Source organism: Vibrio pomeroyi (assembly GCF_024347595.1).
GTDB classification, from domain to species: domain Bacteria; phylum Pseudomonadota; class Gammaproteobacteria; order Enterobacterales; family Vibrionaceae; genus Vibrio; species Vibrio pomeroyi.
The window spans coordinates 1,278,622-1,298,304 of sequence record NZ_AP025507.1; the positions used below are offsets into that span (position 1 = coordinate 1,278,622).

Here is a 19,683-nt window from a genome sequence, read left to right on the forward strand (position 1 = left end):
GAACGCTTATACTGTTTAAAACAAGAATACGATACTTAAATAAAAACAAACAATAAACAGGTAAATGATGACAAAATTTTACGCCGAGATTACTGGCTGGGGAAAGTGTCTGCCACCAGCCGTGCTGTCCAATGATGATTTAAGCACTTTCATTGATACGTCTGACGAGTGGATTCGTACTCGAACTGGTATCGAAAACCGTCGTATCAGTCATGTAAATACCTCTGAGCTAGCGACTGTTGCTGCTCAACACGCAATGGCGTGTGCTGGCCTTACTGCCGAAGATATCGACCTCGTGATCATCGCAACGTGCAGTCCTGACTCTCTTATTCCAAATACTGCGTCTAAAGTTCAACAGAACTTAGGCATCAAGAGCGCAGCGGCTTTTGACCTTAATGCAGCATGTACTGGCTTCATTTACGGTGTTGAAACCGCGACTCGATTGATTCAAGCGGGCAACTACCGCAATGCGATCGTTGTGGGCGCAGAACGTCTTTCATTCTTCATTGACTGGACCAAGCGTGATACTGCGGTTCTATTCGGTGACGGCGCTGGCGCTGTGGTTCTATCTCGCACTGAAGAGCAAGTTGGCCTGCAAGAAGCGCAGATCGGTTGTGACGCCGAAGGCCGCGATATTCTAGCAGTACCAAAGTTCGGTACTTCTATGGATCGCTTCGCTGCTGACAACGGTTACTGGGACTTTGATTTCGTAGGTAAAGAGATCTTCAAACGTGCGGTTAAAGGCATGGGTGCGGCAGCACATACTGTATTGAGCCGTACAGGTATCTCAACAGACAACATCGATGTTGTGATTCCTCACCAAGCAAATATCCGAATTATTCAAACTCTGTGTGATATGGCGGGCATTGAACGTGAGAAAGCGTTCGTGAACATTCAAAACTACGGCAACACGTCGGCTGCGACTGTGCCAATTGCTTTATGTGAATCGTTAGAGCAAGGCTTTGTTAAACCTAACTCAAACATCCTTGTAGCGGCATTCGGTGCCGGTTTAACTTGGGGTGCTGGTCATATTAAATGGGGTAGCCGTGTTGAACCACTAGGTCAATCGGATGCTAAGCTACCAGAAGCGGATAAGTCGGCTTTAGATCTTTTAGAAAGAGCCATTTTACACTGTAAAACGCGTCCTAATTCTGAGAACGAGTAGCAGCATGGTGCAAGTTCGTTTTATGACAGAAGCTGACCTTGATGGGGCGGCTTTAGTTCACCAAGCTACTTTTGTTCGACAGCAAAGTTCAAAAGATTGGTTACAATGTAACTTAAATGCAGCGCCACGCTTTCTTAACTTCGTTGCCGAAAACGAAGGCGAGATTGTCGGCTACATTATTTGGGTGCAAAAGAGTGGGTTTAGACCTGAAGCTGTTTTGGAACTAGAGCAACTTGCTGTGTTACCGAGCGCGCAGGGGCAAGGATTGGGTAAAAAACTGATTCTAGACTCTTTGCCGCAAGTGAAGCAGAAGCTAGCAGAGCAAGGCTCGACACTAAAACATGTATTAGTGACCACCAGAGCAGACAACTTTGCACAAAAGCTTTATCAATCGACGTTGGGTGCAGAAGTCGAAACCACGATTTCAAACCTGTATTCTGCGGATGAAGTGCTTATGATAGCTCGCAATGTCGGTGAGCGAATCTGATCGTTGAGTTTTAAAACTAATTATAATCAGCGGTATAAATCGATTTACGTTTAAATAGGGACTTCTACAGTCCCTTTTGTTATTTCTTAGGAAGTGTTTTGAAGAAAGTTTTAGCAATTGGCTACGTTTGGCCAGAACCAAATTCATCGGCGGCTGGCAGCCATATGATGTCTCTATTACGTCTATTTAAGAGACAAGGTTGGTCTGTTGAGTTCGCAACGCCAGCTCAAGAAACCGAGCACATGATTGATCTCTCTGAAGAGGGCATCACAAGCCAATCTATTCAGCTAAATTGCGATAGCTTTGACCAGTACATCGAAGAGCTGCAGCCAGATGTCGTGATGTTTGACCGTTTTATGATGGAAGAGCAGTTCGGTTGGCGTGTTGAGAAGGTATGTCCGAATTCCTTTAAGCTACTGGATACTGAGGATTTACAGTTCCTACGTAATGCTCGACATGAAGCTGTTAAGAAAGAGACAGAGTTAACGAAAGAGCACCTGTACAGTGACTTAGCGAAACGTGAAATTGCTGCGATTCTGCGATGTGATCTTTCGTTGATCATCTCAAGCTACGAGATGGAACTGCTGCAATCTGAATTCAATATTGATCCAAAGTTACTTCATCATCTTCCGTTCATGGTTGATCTCAATACGTTACCTAAAAGCACGAAAAGCTTTGAAGAACGTAAGAATTTCATGACGATAGGTAACTTTAGACATGCGCCTAACTGGGATGCAGTGCTTCAGTTACAGAAGATTTGGCCGAAGATTCGTAAGCAGTTACCTGACACTGAACTTCATATTTACGGATCTTACCCGCCGCCGAAAGCAACGGCTTTGCATAACCCTAAAACCGGTTTCCATATCAAAGGTTGGGCGAAAGACGCTCAAGAAGTAATGGAACAGGCGCGTGTTTGTGTTGCGCCATTACGTTTTGGTGCTGGCATTAAAGGTAAGTTGCTTGATGCGATGAAGCTGCAAACTCCGAATGTAACCAGCGAGATCGGCAGTGAAGGCATGCTACCGCAAGGCGAACTACAATGGCCTGGCGCGGTGGCAGATGATATTGATGAGTTTGTTGAACAAGCTGTTGCTCTCTATAAAGATGAAGAGAGTTGGCTTAAGGCTCAAAGCCAATGTCACTCAATCCTTGAAGCACACTATGAACAGAATCAACTGGGCGACAAATTGATCGAGCGATTGATTGCGCTAGAGTCTGAGCTTAAATCTCATCGATTGGATAACTTCTTTGGCTCGATGCTTAAGCACCACAGCATGGCGAGTACCAAGTACATGTCGCAGTGGATAGCTGAAAAGAACAAGACTAAGTAGCTTACACAATACAACCAATACAACCGAATTAAATCATAAGCCCTTAGGTTAAGCCTAAGGGCTTTTTTGTGGCTTTGTGCAGGCTGAGTAACAGATCAAACACGCGTAAGGACAAGTAAGGTGATCTATATTAGCATTGACTAATTTATATTTATTAGTAAACTCTAATTTAAAGATTGTTATGAGTTTATGATGTTTGTTGATAGGAGAGGTCTGTGCTTAGTTTGATTCCTTGGGATGCGTTTTTCGGTGGCATGTTGTTAGGTGTGTCGGCCATTGTTTTAATGTTGGGCATTGGTCGAGTTGCAGGTATTAGTGGCATTGTTAGCCGTTTATTGCCAGTTGGCACCAGCAACAAAGAAAGCGAAGGCGTGGATACAGATAAAACTGACAAGCATTGGCGTATCGCATTTATTGTTGGAATGGTCGTAAGTGGTTGGTTGTTGATTCCTGCCGGTTACCAACTCCTTCAATTGGAAGAGATGAACCTCTTGGTAGTCGTTATCGCTGGCCTGTTAGTCGGCTTTGGCACTAAAACGGCGAATGGGTGTACTAGCGGACATGGCATTGTGGGAATGGCGCGTTTGTCTAAACGCTCGATTATCGCGACGTGTGTATTTATGGGTGTAGCAATAGCAACCGTGCTTATCAAGAACCTGATGGGATTGGGGGCGTAATGAAAAACTCTTCATTTACTATCATTGTCGGTTTATTGGCTGGGATCTTGTTTGGCTCGGGTATGATCATCTCAGGTATGGTTGACCCGAACAAAGTACTCGGCTTCTTAGATGTGACTGGCAATTGGGATATCAGCTTGGCATTCGTCATGGGTGGTGCGCTACTGGTGTTCGCTCCGTTTTATCACCTCGTTATTAAAAAGCGCGCTAAAGCAATCAATGGCGAGCCGTTAGATAGCCGCAACAACCCTCGAATCGACAGAAAGCTGATTCTAGGTTCAACAGCGTTTGGATTAGGTTGGGGGATTGCAGGCTTCTGCCCAGGGCCTGCGGTGACGAGTCTCAGTGGCGGTAACCCAACCGTGTGGGTGTTTATGATTAGCATGCTGGCGGGAATGTGGTTGGCTGGTCGAACGAATAAAGCTTGCTAACGTTCAACCTACCGCTTATCGAGTAGGCTTGATATAAGCATTTGAGAGGCTGACGCGCTGGAATTTGAAAGCGCGTCAGCCTTTTTTACATCTCTATTTATTACTTGATGGTCGTTGAAACTGGGCAGTGGTCGCTAAGTTTGTAATCCAGCACATCTTGCGTTTCGAATACCTTCTGTTTCGCAGGTGACGCACTCAATGAATCGCTAACCACAATGTGATCAATCACAGAGCGGAATTGGTGTGTGCGGTGGTTATTACGATTTGATCGAACCTTACAATCCGCACGGGTCTTTCTTGTCGCCAAACGAGCATCCGTGTTTTCAGTTAAATCCTTCCACATCCAATCTCTTGAGTAGGATAGGTTATGGTTGAAGTCGCCTAAGATCGCATAGTCTTCACCTTTACGTTCTCTTTGTTGTATCCACTTATTGAGTTGTTGAGCTTGGTCTTTTAGGCGTGAACAATCGCGGTTAGACTTATACGCGCCGCTGCAGCCTGCCTTTAAATGCACAGACAGCATGTGAATTGGTTTTGAGCCTGTTTCAACGACCATGTAACTGGCAAACCTAAGCTTGCTGTTAGAACTCGACTCCAGAGGAAAGTCAGCGTAGTCGGTGAGTGTGATGCCTTTAAGAACTGCGAAGCCTGTGTATTGGTTCACTTCTTTGAACTGGCGGTTACTGTTTTCTGGTAATGCTCGGTCAGACATCAATATCTTGTATTGATCGCCAGCCACACGCTGAATGGCATCTGCGTCATCGACTTCTTGAAAAGCAACCACGTCTGCGTCTAAAGATTGGAAGTACTGTTTGAGTTTATCGAAATCAGCTTGATCACGTTGGGCGGAAAACTTATTCACAGCCTCGTTGGTTGATAACCATTCGATATTCCAACTGGATATGGTCAAAGGTTCAGCAAATGCGTGGCTACTGAGTAAGCAACCTAACATTATCCAGTTTCGAAGTCGTTTCATGCCAAATATCCCTAATTTTGTCTTCCAATATTGATGAGCCGTTATCCTACAACACTTACCAAAAATTCAACTCTTTTTAGCAGTTTTTTTATTGTTACATTGTTTCTTTTCGACTTGAGAACTAGCGTAATAATATTGAATTGATCTTAGTCAGCGTTCTCTTTTTGTTGATCCAAATCAATACTCAAAGTTGGTGGTTCTCGTTAAATACGCCACAATATCTAGTGTTAGTTAAACGATAAATCGCTCTATATAGTGTGTTTGTGGATAAGTCTGTGAATACCTCATGAGTAAGGAGAAGTGGTGAAATCAATCGTAATCAAGCGTGATGGCTCAAGGGCTCCATTCAGTAGAGATCGCATCCAAGCTGCAGTGGAAGCAGCATCAGACAAAGCCGATAAGGAAATTGCTATTTATGCACTGAATGTGGCATTAGCAGTTGAGTTGAAGCTCGAAGACTACGATGAAGTTCATATCTCTGAAATTCAAACTATGGTCGAGAACGAGCTAATGCAGGGACCTTATAAGTCTCTGGCTCGTGCCTACATTGAATATCGTCATGACCGCGACATCGCGCGTGAAAAGCAAAGCGCTTTAACTCGCGAGATCGAAGGTTTGATCGAAGAAAGCAATGTTGATCTGATCAATGAGAATGCCAACAAAGACGGCAAAGTTATCCCAACTCAGCGTGACCTTCTGGCGGGGATCGTGGCTAAACACTATGCGAAAACTCACATTTTGCCACGTGACATCGTACAAGCTCACGAGTGTGGTGACATTCATTACCACGATCTAGACTACGCACCGTTCTTCCCAATGTTTAACTGTATGCTTATCGATCTGAAAGGCATGTTAACGCATGGCTTCAAGATGGGTAACGCAGAAATTGACACACCAAAGTCTATTTCTACAGCAACAGCGGTAACAGCACAGATCATCGCACAAGTGGCGAGCCACATTTACGGCGGTACAACGATTAACCGTATCGATGAGGTTCTAGAACCTTACGTAATGGCGAGCTACGAGAAGCATTTATCATTAGCGAAAGAGTGGGACATTCATAGCCCAGAAGCTTTTGCTATCTCTCGTACAGAGAAAGAGTGTTACGACGCATTCCAATCTCTAGAATACGAAGTAAACACGCTGCACACAGCTAACGGTCAAACACCATTCGTTACGTTTGGTTTTGGTCTAGGCGAAAGCTGGGGTTCGAAACTTATCCAGCAATCTATCTTGAAAAACCGCATCGCAGGTTTGGGTAAGAACCGTAAAACTGCCGTATTCCCTAAACTGGTGTTTGCAATTAAAGATGGTTTGAACCACCAGAAGCAAGATCCGAACTACGACATCAAGCAATTAGCGCTTGAGTGTGCTTCTAAGCGTATGTACCCAGACATTCTTAACTACGACAAAGTAGTAGAAGTGACAGGGTCATTTAAAACGCCGATGGGCTGCCGTAGCTTCTTGAATACATACGAAGAAAACGGTGAGTTGATTCATGAAGGTCGTAACAACTTAGGTGTTGTTAGCCTGAACTTGCCACGTATCGCGATTAACGCGAAGCAAGATATGGCTAAGTTCTACGAACTGCTTGATGAAAAACTTAAGCTTGCTCGTCGTGCATTAGAAACTCGTATTTCTCGTCTAGAAAACGTGAAAGCACGTGTTGCTCCAATCCTATATATGGAAGGTGCATGTGGCGTTCGTTTGAAAGCAGACGACTCAATCGCTGATATCTTCAAGAACGGTCGTGCGTCTGTTTCTCTTGGTTACATCGGTATCCACGAAGCGATGACAGCTCTTTACGGTACCGACGTTCACCTGTACGACGATGGCGAAATGCGTGCTAAAGCGCTTGAGTTAGTGGAGTACATGAAGCGTGAAGTGGAATCTTGGACGAAAGAGACTGGTTACGCGTTCAGCCTGTACGGCACACCAAGTGAAAACCTATGTAGCCGTTTCTGCAGCATCGATACCAAAGAGTTTGGTGTGATTGATGGTGTAACGGACCGCGGTTACTACACCAACAGCTTCCACTTAGATGTGCAGAAGAAAGTGAACCCATACGACAAGATCGATTTCGAGATGCCTTATCCTGAAATCTCTAGCGGCGGTTTCATCTGTTACGGTGAGTTCCCGAATATGCAGAAGAACATTGAAGCACTAGAAAACGTATGGGACTACAGCTACACACGCGTACCTTACTACGGCACGAATACACCGATTGATGAGTGTTACGAGTGTGGTTACAACGGCGAGTTTGATTGTACAAGTAAGGGCTTTACGTGTCCTAAGTGTGGCAACCACGACTCAACCAAAGTATCGGTAACACGCCGTGTTTGTGGTTACCTTGGTAGCCCAGATGCACGACCATTTAACTTCGGTAAACAAGAAGAAGTTAAACGCCGCGTGAAGCACCTATAGTAACTACTAAGATCATTAGCTAGCTTACTAAGAAGATCTACGTTTCAAGAAATAAGATTGGTATCGGCGTTATGTCGATACCAGTTCTTTCGCTTCAGCTGTGACAGCACTTCACTTCAAACTATTAAGCCATAACGAGTTTTCAATACTGCCTTATGAACTATCACCAATATCACCCAATCGACGTTGTAAATGGCCCAGGAACACGCTGCACCTTGTTTGTGTCGGGTTGTGTGCATCAGTGCCGCGGGTGCTATAACCAATCGACGCAAAGGTTGGACTCTGGGCATTTGTTTACTCAAGAACTTCAAGACCACATTATTGCAGATCTGAATGATCCGCGAATCAAACGTCGTGGTTTGTCGCTGTCTGGTGGTGATCCGCTCCATCCTGCGAATGTGTCTGAAGTACTCAAGTTGGTTCAGCGCGTGAAAGCGGAATGTGAAGGCAAAGATATCTGGATGTGGACGGGTTACGAGCTAGACGAACTGGATGAAAAGCAGAAGCAAGTGCTTGAATACGTAGACACCTTAATTGACGGTCGTTTCGAGCAAGACAAAGCGGATCCAATGCTAGATTGGCGTGGCAGTTCAAATCAAATCATCCATCGATTCACTGACATATAACGGTTGTCGTGACTTAGCACACTCGTAAAACGAAAAAGGGCGTCATGGTTAGCGCAATGTATCCAATCGGCCCTTGGGTGTGAGTTCTTTTCGTTTATTCGCTTAAACTGCCATTCAAGCAGTGACCTTATCGGGCTCTTCTATTAAGTTGTTGATCCATTTCTTAGAGTGAATCCTCTGGCTGGTTAAAGCTATCTTCGCTAACTCCTCCAGTAACACAATCATCAACACCCATTCTAAAGACCAGCCCAGCACCAAAGCGGTGAAATAGGCGAGGGGAATGCCAATTGCCCACTGGCCGAATATGTCGATGAAGATGCTGTAATTGATGTCTCCACCACTTTTTAACACACCTCCGATACCAACCATGTTGAATACTCTCAATATCATCCCTGCCGCCATCACTAAGGCGACGTTGACCGCTGTATCTTTGAGTGCCAAGTGCGTTAAATCGATTAATTGAATAATGGCTGGCTTGGCGATAAAACACAGCACAGCCAATAGTGTCGCAAGCGCACAACTCACAAGTACATAGCCCCAAGCGGTATTTTCAACACGTTGATAGTTCTTCGCGCCGATCTCGTTACCGAGAATGATTGAAGCGGCAACGGCAAAGCCTAAGAAAGCTGAAATTAAGATGCTTTCCACTGGTGATAAGAGTGAGATGATCGCAAGTTCACCAACCCCAATCTGCCCAACAATAACGTTGTAAATCAGTATTCCACCAGCCCATGCCGTATCGTGAACTAACATAGGAATAGCAATCTTAAAGTACTTCTTTCTGTGCTTAGGTAAGATTGCATCACGCCAACTCTCAATTGTAGGGAATAGATGCGAGTAATGTTTTCTCGCCATAACAAGCAATGCAATCGTCTGAAAGAATCGAGAAACCGTGGTACCAATCGCTGCGCCAACCACACCGAGTTCCGGAAAGCCAAATAGTCCGAAGATCAGTAGGGCATTGAGAATCGCATTAACGATGATTGCCCAAATACTTATCTTGGTGGGCAATTTGGCTTCACCGACCGATCGCAATGCGCTTTCTAGCGGTACGACGATCGCGGTACCAATAAGGCTGGCTCCTGTTATCCAAAGGTAATCCGTTGCCAAGCGGACGTAATCAGGGTCTGAGGCCACTACAGACACGACTGAATCAGGAACCAGTGTATAAATCAAAACAAAAGGGATGATGGCAAAGATAGACAGAGCCCAAGATTGCGACAAGACACGCCGAATACCATTGAAATCGCCCGCTCCAAAATATTGCGAAGCTAGCACACTGACTGCACCGCTAATTCCCGATACCATGATCAAGTTAAAGAAGAAGATACGGTTGCCAACGCCGACTGCTGCGGTTGCCGCATCACCAAGCTGATTGACCATGAAAATATCGACCACGCCGAGCAATGAAAACAACATGGTTTGTAGTGAGACTGGTAAACCGATGTGTATTAGCTTTTGCCAAAACTCTTTGTCTAAATGACGATATGTCGAGAGCATCACATTTCCCCTCTGTTGAATATGCGAGAAGTTTATCGGCATTTGTTATAGCTGTATTGTTCAGGTTCATCACAAACTTTTGCCAAACTATCCACTTTAGTGGTTCGGCAACATGAACGAGCTAGCGACGGTATGAGCGAGAAACAAGAACGGTACGAGATCTCTGAAAAGACCCATCAAGAGTTTGTCGATCAAAGCCATGTATTGGCATTCGAAGAGCTCGGTATCGTTCAATGTGGGACAGCTTCGTGCCGTGATTTCTTTTCTGTCTACCGAAAGAACCAACAAAAACACATGCTGCTGTACACCGTGAGAGGCAAAGGGTGGCTCGAAAGCGAAGGGTGTCGATACATTCTAGAGTCGGGGTCGTGCATTACTGTGCCTGCAGGCGTGGAGAACGGTTTTGGTATTGAAGAAGAAACATGGCAGATAGCGTGGATCTTTCTATCGCCTGATAAGCAATGGGATAATGTCGTCAGTGATGAGGTTAGTTATACGCTTTCTCCTGCAGCCGAAGTCGTCTCGTCTTGTATTCATACCTTGCTGAGAAGTATTGCCTTGCCGATTGATCTCGGTGGAGCGATTGCCAATCACAGCGTAGCGCAAATAGAGTCCATGATTAATGCACCAGTCCCGCAGCAACAGTCTCGAAATTTGATTCGCTTGAGGCGAGTGTTCGACAGCGTGCAAAAACAGCTGCATAAAGAGTGGAATGTGTTTGAGCTAGCAAACCTATTCCCGTGTTCAGAGCCGCACTTCCACCGCTTGTGCCAACGTTATTACTCTCATAGCCCGATGACTCATATTATGCGTATGAGGATGGAATACGCTGCAAGACTGCTTAGGTCGAGTGATTGGTCGATTCAACACATTGGCGAGATAGTTGGATATCCCAATGCCGCTAACTTTAGCACTCGGTTTAAGGCATGGTCGGGAATGACACCAAGACAATTCAAACAGAGTGCTCAATCTTAATAGAGCATATGGCTACATAAGACGTATCGACACATAGAAATAAAGCGCTTTGAGTTGTGCAATGGGTCATTAGGTGATTGAAATTTGCACTATTTATCCGTTTGAAACGACCAATCTCTGATTACTTATGGTAACTAAGCGCTTCTATTAAAAAATGTTTCTGATTTTAGTACGAAAATGTTAACGTGAAATCCATTACTTGAATTTCAAAGGGTTGTGACTTTCATGTTTTCACATCTACCAAAACCAACTTTAGATCCAATTCTATCTCTTTCTGTTGCTTACCGCGGCGATACTCGTACTGATAAAGTCGATTTAGGCATTGGCGTTTATAAAAACGACCAAGGTGAAACACCGATCATGAAAGCCGTTTCTAAGGCTCAAGATATCGTTGTTGAAACTCAGAAAACCAAAGCTTACGTTGGCCTAGCAGGCTGTGAAGAGTTTAACCAGAGCATGGTTGATCTGCTGCTTAAAGGGACTTCTGCTATGGATCGCGTAGCAGCGATTCAAACACCGGGTGCAAGTGGCGCACTTCGTATGTTGGGCGACTTAATGAAAGTTTCTCAACCAGACACCACTGTTTGGATTTCAAACCCAAGCTACGTTAACCATAAACCGGTGATGGAAGCGGCAGGCTTAAAAGTTCGCTACTACAATTACTTCAGTCCTGAAACGAAGCAAGTTGATACTGCAAAAATGTTGGATGACCTTTCAAAAGCGGGTCCATCAGACGTGGTACTACTGCACGGTTGCTGTCATAACCCAACGGGTGCGGATATCGACTTTGAAGCGTGGCAGGAAATCACTAAGTTATCGCAAAAGAATGGTTTCTTACCATTCGTTGATATTGCTTACCAAGGCTTTGGTGACGGTCTAGAAGAAGATGCGAAAGGTCTTCAACATATGGCGAACAACGTTGAAGAGATGCTGATCACAACATCTTGCTCAAAGAACTTCGGTTTGTACCGTGAAAGAACGGGTGCAGCAATTGTTATTGGCAAGAACAGCGAACACGTTGGTAATGCCAAAGGTAAACTGCTGACCCTTGCTCGTTCAACTTACACTATGCCGCCAGACCACGGTGCGGCTTTGGTGAAAACAATTCTTCAGAATCAAGAGTTAACAACGATTTGGAAGCAAGAATTGAGTGAAATGCAGCAACGTTTGTTGAATCTGCGCCAAAGTTTATGTGATGAATTGCGAAATACTTATAACACGTCACAATTTGATTTCATTGAAAGCCATAAAGGTATGTTTACTGTACTAGGCTTTAAAGAAACTCAAATGAATCAATTACGTGAAGAATATGGCATCTACGGTGTTGGTGATGGACGCATCAATATTGCAGGTCTTTCTGAATCCCATATTCCTTATGTAGCAAAAGCGATAGCCAACGTATCAAAATAGAAGGTGACTGAATGTATAATTGGAAAGCGATTATTACCCTAACGTTAAGTGGCGGCTTGTTTGCTTGTTCGACGACGACTCAAGTTCCTGTCGAGCCAGAGCAAAAGCCTCAGATTGAACAACCTGTTGTAGATGACTCTTCAAAAACGGATGCAACAGAAGGCGAGAAAGTAACGGAACCTACTGAGAAGCCTGAAGAAGTAAAACCAACTGAACCAGAAGTGAAACCTGCGCCTGTTGAAAAACCAGTAGAGAAGGTTAGAAAAACAAGTGACGGCAAACTGATTCTTGGTGAAGAAGAGTGGGTGTTTGTTCCTGGTTTAAAAGAAGCGTTTAAAGCGCGTGTCGATACAGGTGCAACAACCTCTTCAATCAGTGCAGTTGATATTGTTGATTTTGAACGTAACGGCAAAGACTGGGTTAAGTTCAAGATTGAACACGACGGCATCACAACTGAAGAGATCAGCTTACCAGTAGAGCGCTGGGTTAAGATCAAGCAATCAAGTGCAGAAGGTACACAACGACGCGCAGTGGTTGTGGCTTCAATTCAAATTGGTGACCTAAAAGACAAAACTGAATTTACGCTAGCCGACCGAACGCATCTTTCTTTCCCACTTCTGTTGGGTAGAAGCTTCTTTAGAGATGTTGCGGTTGTCGATGTGAGCAAAAAATACGTTCAGAAGAAAATCACTAAATAGATTTAAGTCTATGAGTTCTGACTCAATCTGACGTTTCTGTTTTGATAAATCGAATCCCTGCTAATGGAATTAGCGGGGATTTTTTCTATTTATGGCGTAATAACCGACGAAATGCATTTAATTGTGCATTGTTCGCTATCCGTTCACTGTTTAACCTCGACAATGTGATCCTGATCTCTATATAATCCGCGCTTCGTTTTATGTTTAATCCATACTTTCGTACTTCTTATTTAGGCACGTCTTTCTGCCTAATAATTATCTGTCAGTACACGCTTAGGAATTAGTTCTTTGATATCTACCGCGAACATCACAATGCAATTTGGCGCAGAGCCGCTGTTTGAAAACATCTCTGCTAAATTTGGTAACGGCAACCGCTATGGTTTGATCGGCGCTAATGGTTGCGGCAAATCAACGTTCATGAAAATCCTAAGTGGCGCACTAACGCCAAGTTCGGGCAATGTTTCTATCACTCCAGGAGAAAAACTGGGTGTTTTGAGCCAAGATCAGTTCGCATTCGAACAGTACAGCGTTATCGACGTTGTAATCATGGGCGATAGAAAGCTGTGGGAAGTAAAACAAGAACGTGACCGCATTTACTCTTTGCCAGAAATGAGTGAAGACGATGGTATGAAAGTCGCTGAGCTTGAAAGTGAATTCGCAGAAATGGACGGCTACACAGCAGAAAGCCGTGCGGGTGACATCCTGATTCAAGCAGGTATCGAAGAAGAGTTCCACTTCGGTCTGATGCAGCAAGTAGCTCCGGGTTGGAAACTGCGTGTGCTATTGGCACAAGCGCTATTTGCAAACCCAGATATTCTGCTACTTGATGAGCCAACCAACAACTTGGACATTCACACGATCAACTGGCTGGCTGAAGAGCTAAACCAACGTAAATGTACAATGATCATCATCTCGCACGATAGACACTTCCTGAACTCTGTATGTACGCACATGGCGGACATCGACTACGGTGAGCTACGTATTTACCCAGGTAACTACGAGTACTTCCTAGAAGCATCTGGCTTGATTCGCGAACAACTTCTAGCAAGCAATGCTAAGAAAGCGGCTGAAATCAGCGAGCTTCAAGACTTCGTAAACCGTTTTGGTGCTAACGCATCTAAAGCGAAGCAAGCAAGTTCACGTGCTAAGAAAATGGACAAAATCACGCTTGATGAAGTGAAATCATCGAGCCGTATGAGCCCATCAATCGATTTTGGTGAAGGCAAGAAACTGCACCGTCAAGCGCTTGAACTTCAAGAACTTGGTCACGGCTTCGATGGCGAAAGACTGTTTGCTGGTGGTAATTTACTGCTTGAAGCTGGTACGCGCCTTGCGGTTATCGGTGAGAACGGTGTAGGTAAAACCACGCTGCTACGTTGTCTGGTTCAAGAGCTAGAGCAGAACGAAGGTATCGTTAAATGGTCTGAAAATGCTTCTGTAGGTTACTGCCCACAAGACAGCACTAAGGACTTTGATAACGATCTGAGCATCTTCGATTGGATCTCACAATGGCGTACAGCGAAGCACGATGACCTAATGGTACGCGGTATTCTTGGTCGTCTACTGTTTACGGCTGACGATGCGAATAAGAAAGCTCGTAACTGTTCAGGTGGTGAGAAGAACCGTCTGTTATTCGGCAAGTTAATGATGCAAGACATCAACGTGCTTGTGATGGACGAACCAACCAACCACATGGACATGGAAGCAATCCAAGCCCTAAACGATGCACTTAAGGTTTACACTGGCACGCTTATCTTCGTGAGCCATGACCGCGAGTTTGTATCTTCATTGGCAACGCACATCATTGATGTGAAAGACCAACAGCTAGTGAGCTTCCAAGGTACTTACGAAGAGTACCTCGATCACCAGAAAAAGATGTTGATGGTTAACTTATAACAGTTAACGATTCATCGACATGAGAATATAAAAAGCCCCCGAACACATAAGTGGTCGGGGGCTTTTTGTTTCGATTAGATCTAGATGTCTAATCAGTATTTGAACAACTGTACTTGCGTGTTCAACTGTTGGGCGATGCCACGCAGTTCTTCAGAAAGTTGACGAGAGTTATCTGCCTCAGTCGACATGTTGTCTGACACATCATTAACTAACTGAATGTTCTTGCTCACTTCGCCAGTTACGGTTCTTTGTTCAGACGCCGCGTTTGAGATGTGTGAAGCCATATCCGAGATCTGTTGGATCGACGTCGCGATCTCTTCTAATGCTGTCGTCGCATTGTTTGCATCATCGACACTCGATTGTGCCAAGTCTTGACTGCGTTGCATTGATTCCACGGCACTCACGCTGTTCTTCTGCAGAGTCTCAATCATTTCGCGAATCTCGTCAGTTGAACTGTGAGTACGCTGAGACAGAACGCGAACTTCGTCTGCTACTACCGCAAAGCCACGACCTTGTTCACCGGCACGTGCTGCTTCAATAGCCGCATTCAAAGCGAGTAGGTTGGTTTGCTCTGCAATATCTGAAATCGTTGCCAATATCGCATTGATATCCAGGGCATTTTTCTCAACTTCTTGAATGATCCCTGATGCATTTTCAACTTGTTGGGCGAGGTTGGTGATCGAATCTTGGTTACGAATGATCACTTGCTTGCCTTGTTCACAGTTTTCCGTAGAACCGATCGCTGAATCTGCCGTCATTTGAGCGTTGTTTGCCACTTCTTCTGCCGTTGCCGACATCTCGTGTACTGCCGTGGCAATTTGTGAGATCTCATGAAGTTGTACTGACAAGCCTTCACTGGTTTGGCGCGCAACATTGGTACTGACTTCAGATTGCTGATTAAGCTGATGAGAAGAGTCGGCAATATCACGCACAATCTCTTGAAGCTTAGCGATGAAAGCGTTGACGTGGTGCGCTAACGTGCCGATTTCGTCTTTGCTGTTTACCGTAATACGCTGTGTTAAGTCACCATCACCTTTAGACAGTGCTTCCATTGCCGAGCTTAGCGTCGTTAATGGCGCAAGCGCCTTCTTGATGATAAACATTGCCACAAAGGCGATAACGGCAAGTTGAATAAGGCCAAAGATCGCCGATTGACGAAGTAATGAACGGTAAGAGGCAAAAGATTTGGTTTTGTCGATAACAACGGTGAAATACCAGTCAGTGTGTGGGACTTTCTGTGCCGAGAGTAAAGATTCCGTACCGTCGATTGTCAGTTCTTCAAATTCGGGGTATCGAGCGAGTGATTGAATCTTTTGAGCTGATAGGTTGTTTGAAATGTTTGAAACCGATTTAAGCGTAAGATTGCGATCCCTATGGGCAACGATATTACCTTCGCCATCGACGAGGAATGCGTAAACGCCAGGCTGCTCGATACTCACGACATCTTTGATTAATGTATTGAGATTAAGGTCTGCGCCAATAACGCCAGAATAACCGTTAGTGCTAAATGGGCTAGCGATGGTTACTACAAGGTCATTGGTTGCCACATCAATGTAGGGTTCGGTGACTACGGTTTGACCCGTTGCCATCGGTTTTTTGTACCAATCACGGGTACGAGGGTCATAACCTTGAGGAATCGGCAAGTCTACACCTTGTAAAAAGCGGCCATCAGAAAGGCCAGCATAAGCGATTTGGAATTGACCTGCGTTGGTGCTCTGCGTGAAGTAACTGGTTGGGTCATCGGTGTATTTGAACGCATCTTTGGCTGCGTTAACCACGTTGATACGTCCTGCAACCCATTTTTCGATACCCGATACATTGGCATTGGTCAGGGTTGTCGAATACTGCTGAATAGAGCGGTAGGTTTCGTTAAGAAGTTGCTTCCCTGTTATATACGTCTGAATCATTGTCATCGCGAAAATAACGATGACAAACATCAATGTTAATTTGTTCTTGATTGAAATGTTGCTAAAACCCATTTACGGTACTTCACTCTGTTTGAATTTCGAAAGAGAGTATCAGTACGTCGTACTACCGTAAAGTGGTTTTATCAATTAGCTTTTATTAATAAATTTGTTATATAAAAATAACTTTAATACAGAGAGTTAGTGCGGAGAATCATCGAAAGGATTTTAGGTTTTTGCATCAAAAAGATCGAAACAAAGCAGGAGATAATAAGAGGGTAATTAAGGCTAACCAGTATCAAAATCGATTAGCCTTGAAGCTTGGCACAGTAAGTTAACTTTAACAAAATTAGTTACTTACCATGTTTTAGCTGTTTATTGGTTCTAGAAACCGAATCGAGCTGACATTAGGATTTGGTGACCGTAAGTACCATTGTTTCGCATATCTAGGCCAACGGAAAGTTGATCAGTAGAGTGGAAACGCGCACCAACACCAACAATTGAACGCGTATCGTCGTTGTCGATCAGTTGACCAAGACGTGCGTTAACTTCAACGTTCGCCATTAACCAAGCTCTTAAACCGATGTTAATCTCAGTTTTGATGTGGTTGTCATCGTTACGTTCAATGTTGTGTAACAGCATTTGGCCAGTAACGTCAGCAAATTGACTAATTGGACCGTTAAATCCCATACCTACAGCCGCATCCCAATCGCTCTCAAACTCAGAATCGATACGTGCAACAAAGTGAGAGTTCTGGGTGAACATTGTCGTCACTTCACCACCGAAAGTACTCGGGCTTGTACCCATGCGTAGCTCGAATGTGTTGTAGTTAAAGTTGTTTGCAGACGCAGAGAATGAACACAGTGCAGCTAACCCCAGAAGGACAGTCTTGTTTGTGCGACCTAGCATGGTGACTCCATATAAATTGTATTTTCGGCAGTATATACAAAAAAGCCTGCAATATGCAGGCCAATTTATTGGAGCTCGTTATTTAAAGCGAGATCTTTGAGTTTTGAAGCTTACAACACTTGGATGTGGTCAACTTCGATCTCTGGTGTTTTACCACCTTCGTACTCACCGAAGATACGTACTTTAGTATCTGCCGTTAGCGGTTGTGCTAGATGGATATCGTCATCTAGCTCGATTTGAATTTCGCTCTGGCCGTCAGAGAAGATAAACGTGTCATTCTTAAGTTGACGAACAATCTTGCCGTCTACAATCGCGTCCTGCTCTGAGAACATGCTTGTGTCTGCAAGTAGTGTCGCAACAGATACGGTTTCAATTGGTCCAGTGTAAGCAATAGGGCTCTCGTGCTTGTTGCTGTTACTGTTTGTGTTGTTACGGTGGTCACCAGCCATTGCGAAAGTAGGAGCAAGAATAATAGTGGTTGCGATAGCTAATACAGTTTTTTTCATGATGAATCCCTTAATGTTGTTTTTAGTAGAAACGTTGTTCTGAATTTGAAACATTTCTTTTCGTTAGTAAGTTTTTTGTAGATGCGCTTATTTTCGTTTGTAAGCTGCGTTTCGATGGAGCTATTAAACAACACTAGGGTTGAATCCAGAGTGAGTAAGGTATTCATTTTCCATTCATTTTATTGAGCATCTACTCGGCAATGGCGTTAAGATGGTGGAAGTGAAAGATTGCCTATCGCTATAAATTGAATAAAACATTAAGGATTGAAGTACGAATGCGAGCACCATTAAGCGCCCTTATGGTTCAAGGGACAACGTCAGATGCCGGAAAAAGTGTTTTGGTGGCAGGTTTATGCCGTGTATTGGCCAGAAAAGGCATCAAAGTGGCACCGTTTAAGCCACAAAACATGGCTTTAAACAGTGCAGTGACAAAAGATGGTGGTGAAATTGGTCGTGCTCAAGCGGTTCAGGCACAAGCTTGTAATATTGAACCGTCGGTTCACATGAATCCTGTATTGCTGAAACCAAACTCAGATACGGGTGCACAAGTAATTCTGCAAGGCCGCGCGCTGAGTAATATGGAAGCGACGGGTTATCACGATTACAAGAAAGTCGCGATGAATACGGTAATCGATTCATTTGATCGACTTTCTGCTGAATATGAAAGTGTGATGATTGAAGGCGCGGGCAGCCCAGCTGAAATCAATCTACGTGAAAATGATATCGCCAACATGGGATTTGCTGAGAAAGCGGATATCCCAGTCATCATCGTGGCTGATATCGACCGTGGCGGCGTGTTCGCGCATCTCTACGGCACATTGGCACTATTATCTGAATCTGAACAAGCTCGCGTTAAAGGCTTTGTCATAAATCGTTTTAGAGGCGATATCGCGTTGCTTCAATCGGGTCTCGATTGGTTGGAAGAGAAAACTGGCAAACCTGTGATTGGTGTATTGCCGTACCTGCATGGCTTTAACTTAGAAGCGGAGGATGCCATTACCTCTGCTCAAGAGTCTGACGGAGAAGCTAAGCTTAAGGTCGTGGTTCCAGTGCTAACTAGAATCAGCAATCACACGGACTTTGATGCACTAAGGCTCAATCCTTCGATTGATTTACGTTACGTTGGCAAAGGCGAGCGTGTTAACAACGCGGATTTGATCATCCTACCGGGTACAAAGTCAGTAAGAGCCGATTTGGATTACCTAAAAAAGCAAGGTTGGGATAAAGATATTCAACGTCACTTACGTTTAGGTGGCAAAGTAATGGGCATTTGTGGTGGTTACCAAATGCTAGGAAATATCATTCACGATCCCGATGGTGTCGAGGGCGAACCTGGCAGTAGTGAAGGGTTAGGGTATCTTGATACTGAAACGACCTTAACGCAGCAGAAAACCTTAACTAACGTGCGCGGCACCATGACGCTAGATGGAAAAACAGCGCAAGTAAAAGGTTATGAAATTCACGTAGGTAGGACTGATGTCAATGAAACGGCTTTACCGGTTCAGTTAGAATCAGGCAGCCTTGATGGCGCGGTAAATCAAAATGACTCTATTTTTGGTACTTACCTGCATGGCGTATTTGATAACAGTGATGCGTTATCTTTGATCTGCGAATGGGCAGGAGCCAGTGATGTAACAGCGATTGACCATGAACAACTTAAAGAGTTGGGTATTAATCGAATCGCTGATGCTATCGAAGAGCACTTAAATCTTGATTTGCTTTGGCCTGAGCTTAAAGCCAAGGTTTGAACTGGAAATATCGGTTAAGA

At 44.4% G+C, this 19,683-nt stretch carries 17 protein-coding genes; 12 read left to right on the top strand and 5 right to left on the bottom strand.

The genetic code is table 11. From position 1 onward, the window contains the following. The first annotated feature begins 67 nt into the window (after positions 1-67). The 5 genes from OCV12_RS21715 to OCV12_RS21735 all read left to right on the top strand — a co-directional run bounded on the left by OCV12_RS21715 (position 68) and on the right by OCV12_RS21735 (position 4,091). On the top strand, positions 68-1,165 hold the full coding sequence (locus OCV12_RS21715; protein WP_261887118.1) for a ketoacyl-ACP synthase III: 1,098 nt from the start codon (positions 68-70) through the stop codon (positions 1,163-1,165). A 22-nt stretch (positions 1,166-1,187) separates the two neighbouring features. Further along, positions 1,188-1,652, top strand: coding sequence for a GNAT family N-acetyltransferase (locus OCV12_RS21720; protein WP_161749315.1), 465 nt, complete (start codon positions 1,188-1,190; stop codon positions 1,650-1,652). A gap of 98 nt (positions 1,653-1,750) precedes the next feature. Then, the gene (locus tag OCV12_RS21725; protein WP_261886116.1) at positions 1,751-2,983 is read left to right on the top strand and encodes a glycosyltransferase; all 1,233 of its coding nucleotides are present in this window, start codon (positions 1,751-1,753) and stop codon (positions 2,981-2,983) included. 215 nt (positions 2,984-3,198) lie between these two features. Further along, positions 3,199-3,660, top strand: coding sequence for a YeeE/YedE family protein (locus OCV12_RS21730; protein WP_261886117.1), 462 nt, complete (start codon positions 3,199-3,201; stop codon positions 3,658-3,660). Continuing rightward, complete coding sequence (locus tag OCV12_RS21735; protein ID WP_261886118.1) at positions 3,660-4,091, top strand: YeeE/YedE family protein; 432 nt, start codon at positions 3,660-3,662, stop codon at positions 4,089-4,091. The genes OCV12_RS21730 and OCV12_RS21735 overlap by 1 nt, the downstream gene beginning before the upstream one ends. Before the next feature lie 100 nt (positions 4,092-4,191). Here the strand turns inward: OCV12_RS21735 and OCV12_RS21740 are convergent, their stop codons facing one another. Continuing rightward, positions 4,192-5,067 (bottom strand): endonuclease/exonuclease/phosphatase family protein, encoded by an 876-nt coding sequence (locus OCV12_RS21740; RefSeq protein WP_261886119.1) that lies wholly within the window; start codon positions 5,065-5,067, stop codon positions 4,192-4,194. Between the two features lie 303 nt (positions 5,068-5,370). Between OCV12_RS21740 and nrdD the strand changes: the two genes are divergently transcribed. Together nrdD and nrdG are read left to right on the top strand one after the other, a co-directional pair. Continuing rightward, on the top strand, positions 5,371-7,491 hold the full coding sequence (gene nrdD, locus OCV12_RS21745) for an anaerobic ribonucleoside-triphosphate reductase (protein WP_017109601.1): 2,121 nt from the start codon (positions 5,371-5,373) through the stop codon (positions 7,489-7,491). A 155-nt stretch (positions 7,492-7,646) separates the two neighbouring features. After that, positions 7,647-8,117, top strand: a complete 471-nt coding sequence (gene nrdG, locus OCV12_RS21750) for an anaerobic ribonucleoside-triphosphate reductase-activating protein (protein WP_012600613.1) — start codon at positions 7,647-7,649, stop codon at positions 8,115-8,117. A gap of 114 nt (positions 8,118-8,231) precedes the next feature. Here the strand turns inward: nrdG and OCV12_RS21755 are convergent, their stop codons facing one another. Further along, positions 8,232-9,659, bottom strand: a complete 1,428-nt coding sequence (locus OCV12_RS21755; RefSeq protein WP_261886120.1) for an MATE family efflux transporter — start codon at positions 9,657-9,659, stop codon at positions 8,232-8,234. 90 nt (positions 9,660-9,749) lie between these two features. On the opposite strand from OCV12_RS21755, the gene OCV12_RS21760 reads away from it, so the two are divergent. From OCV12_RS21760 to OCV12_RS21775, 4 genes are all read left to right on the top strand, one after another. Then, the gene (locus OCV12_RS21760) at positions 9,750-10,592 is read left to right on the top strand and encodes an AraC family transcriptional regulator (protein ID WP_261886121.1); all 843 of its coding nucleotides are present in this window, start codon (positions 9,750-9,752) and stop codon (positions 10,590-10,592) included. A gap of 225 nt (positions 10,593-10,817) precedes the next feature. Next, complete coding sequence (locus OCV12_RS21765) at positions 10,818-12,002, top strand: amino acid aminotransferase (protein WP_017632435.1); 1,185 nt, start codon at positions 10,818-10,820, stop codon at positions 12,000-12,002. A gap of 11 nt (positions 12,003-12,013) precedes the next feature. Next, positions 12,014-12,700: a putative ATP-dependent zinc protease gene (locus OCV12_RS21770; protein WP_261886122.1), complete on the top strand. Its 687-nt coding sequence runs from the start codon at positions 12,014-12,016 to the stop codon at positions 12,698-12,700. A 288-nt stretch (positions 12,701-12,988) separates the two neighbouring features. Continuing rightward, positions 12,989-14,596 (top strand): ABC-F family ATPase, encoded by a 1,608-nt coding sequence (locus OCV12_RS21775; RefSeq protein WP_390904563.1) that lies wholly within the window; start codon positions 12,989-12,991, stop codon positions 14,594-14,596. A 92-nt stretch (positions 14,597-14,688) separates the two neighbouring features. Here OCV12_RS21775 and OCV12_RS21780 read toward each other — a convergent pair whose 3' ends face one another. The 3 genes from OCV12_RS21780 to OCV12_RS21790 all read right to left on the bottom strand — a co-directional run bounded on the left by OCV12_RS21780 (position 14,689) and on the right by OCV12_RS21790 (position 17,915). Next, positions 14,689-16,575: a methyl-accepting chemotaxis protein gene (locus OCV12_RS21780; protein WP_261886123.1), complete on the bottom strand. Its 1,887-nt coding sequence runs from the start codon at positions 16,573-16,575 to the stop codon at positions 14,689-14,691. A 309-nt stretch (positions 16,576-16,884) separates the two neighbouring features. After that, positions 16,885-17,409, bottom strand: a complete 525-nt coding sequence (locus OCV12_RS21785) for a hypothetical protein (protein ID WP_176679660.1) — start codon at positions 17,407-17,409, stop codon at positions 16,885-16,887. A 110-nt stretch (positions 17,410-17,519) separates the two neighbouring features. After that, positions 17,520-17,915 (bottom strand): YgiW/YdeI family stress tolerance OB fold protein, encoded by a 396-nt coding sequence (locus OCV12_RS21790; RefSeq protein WP_261886124.1) that lies wholly within the window; start codon positions 17,913-17,915, stop codon positions 17,520-17,522. Positions 17,916-18,190: 275 nt separating this feature from the next. Here OCV12_RS21790 and OCV12_RS21795 point away from each other — a divergent pair, with 275 nt between their 5' ends. Beyond that, the gene (locus OCV12_RS21795) at positions 18,191-19,663 is read left to right on the top strand and encodes a cobyric acid synthase (RefSeq protein ID WP_261886125.1); all 1,473 of its coding nucleotides are present in this window, start codon (positions 18,191-18,193) and stop codon (positions 19,661-19,663) included. Positions 19,664-19,683: the final 20 nt, after the last annotated feature.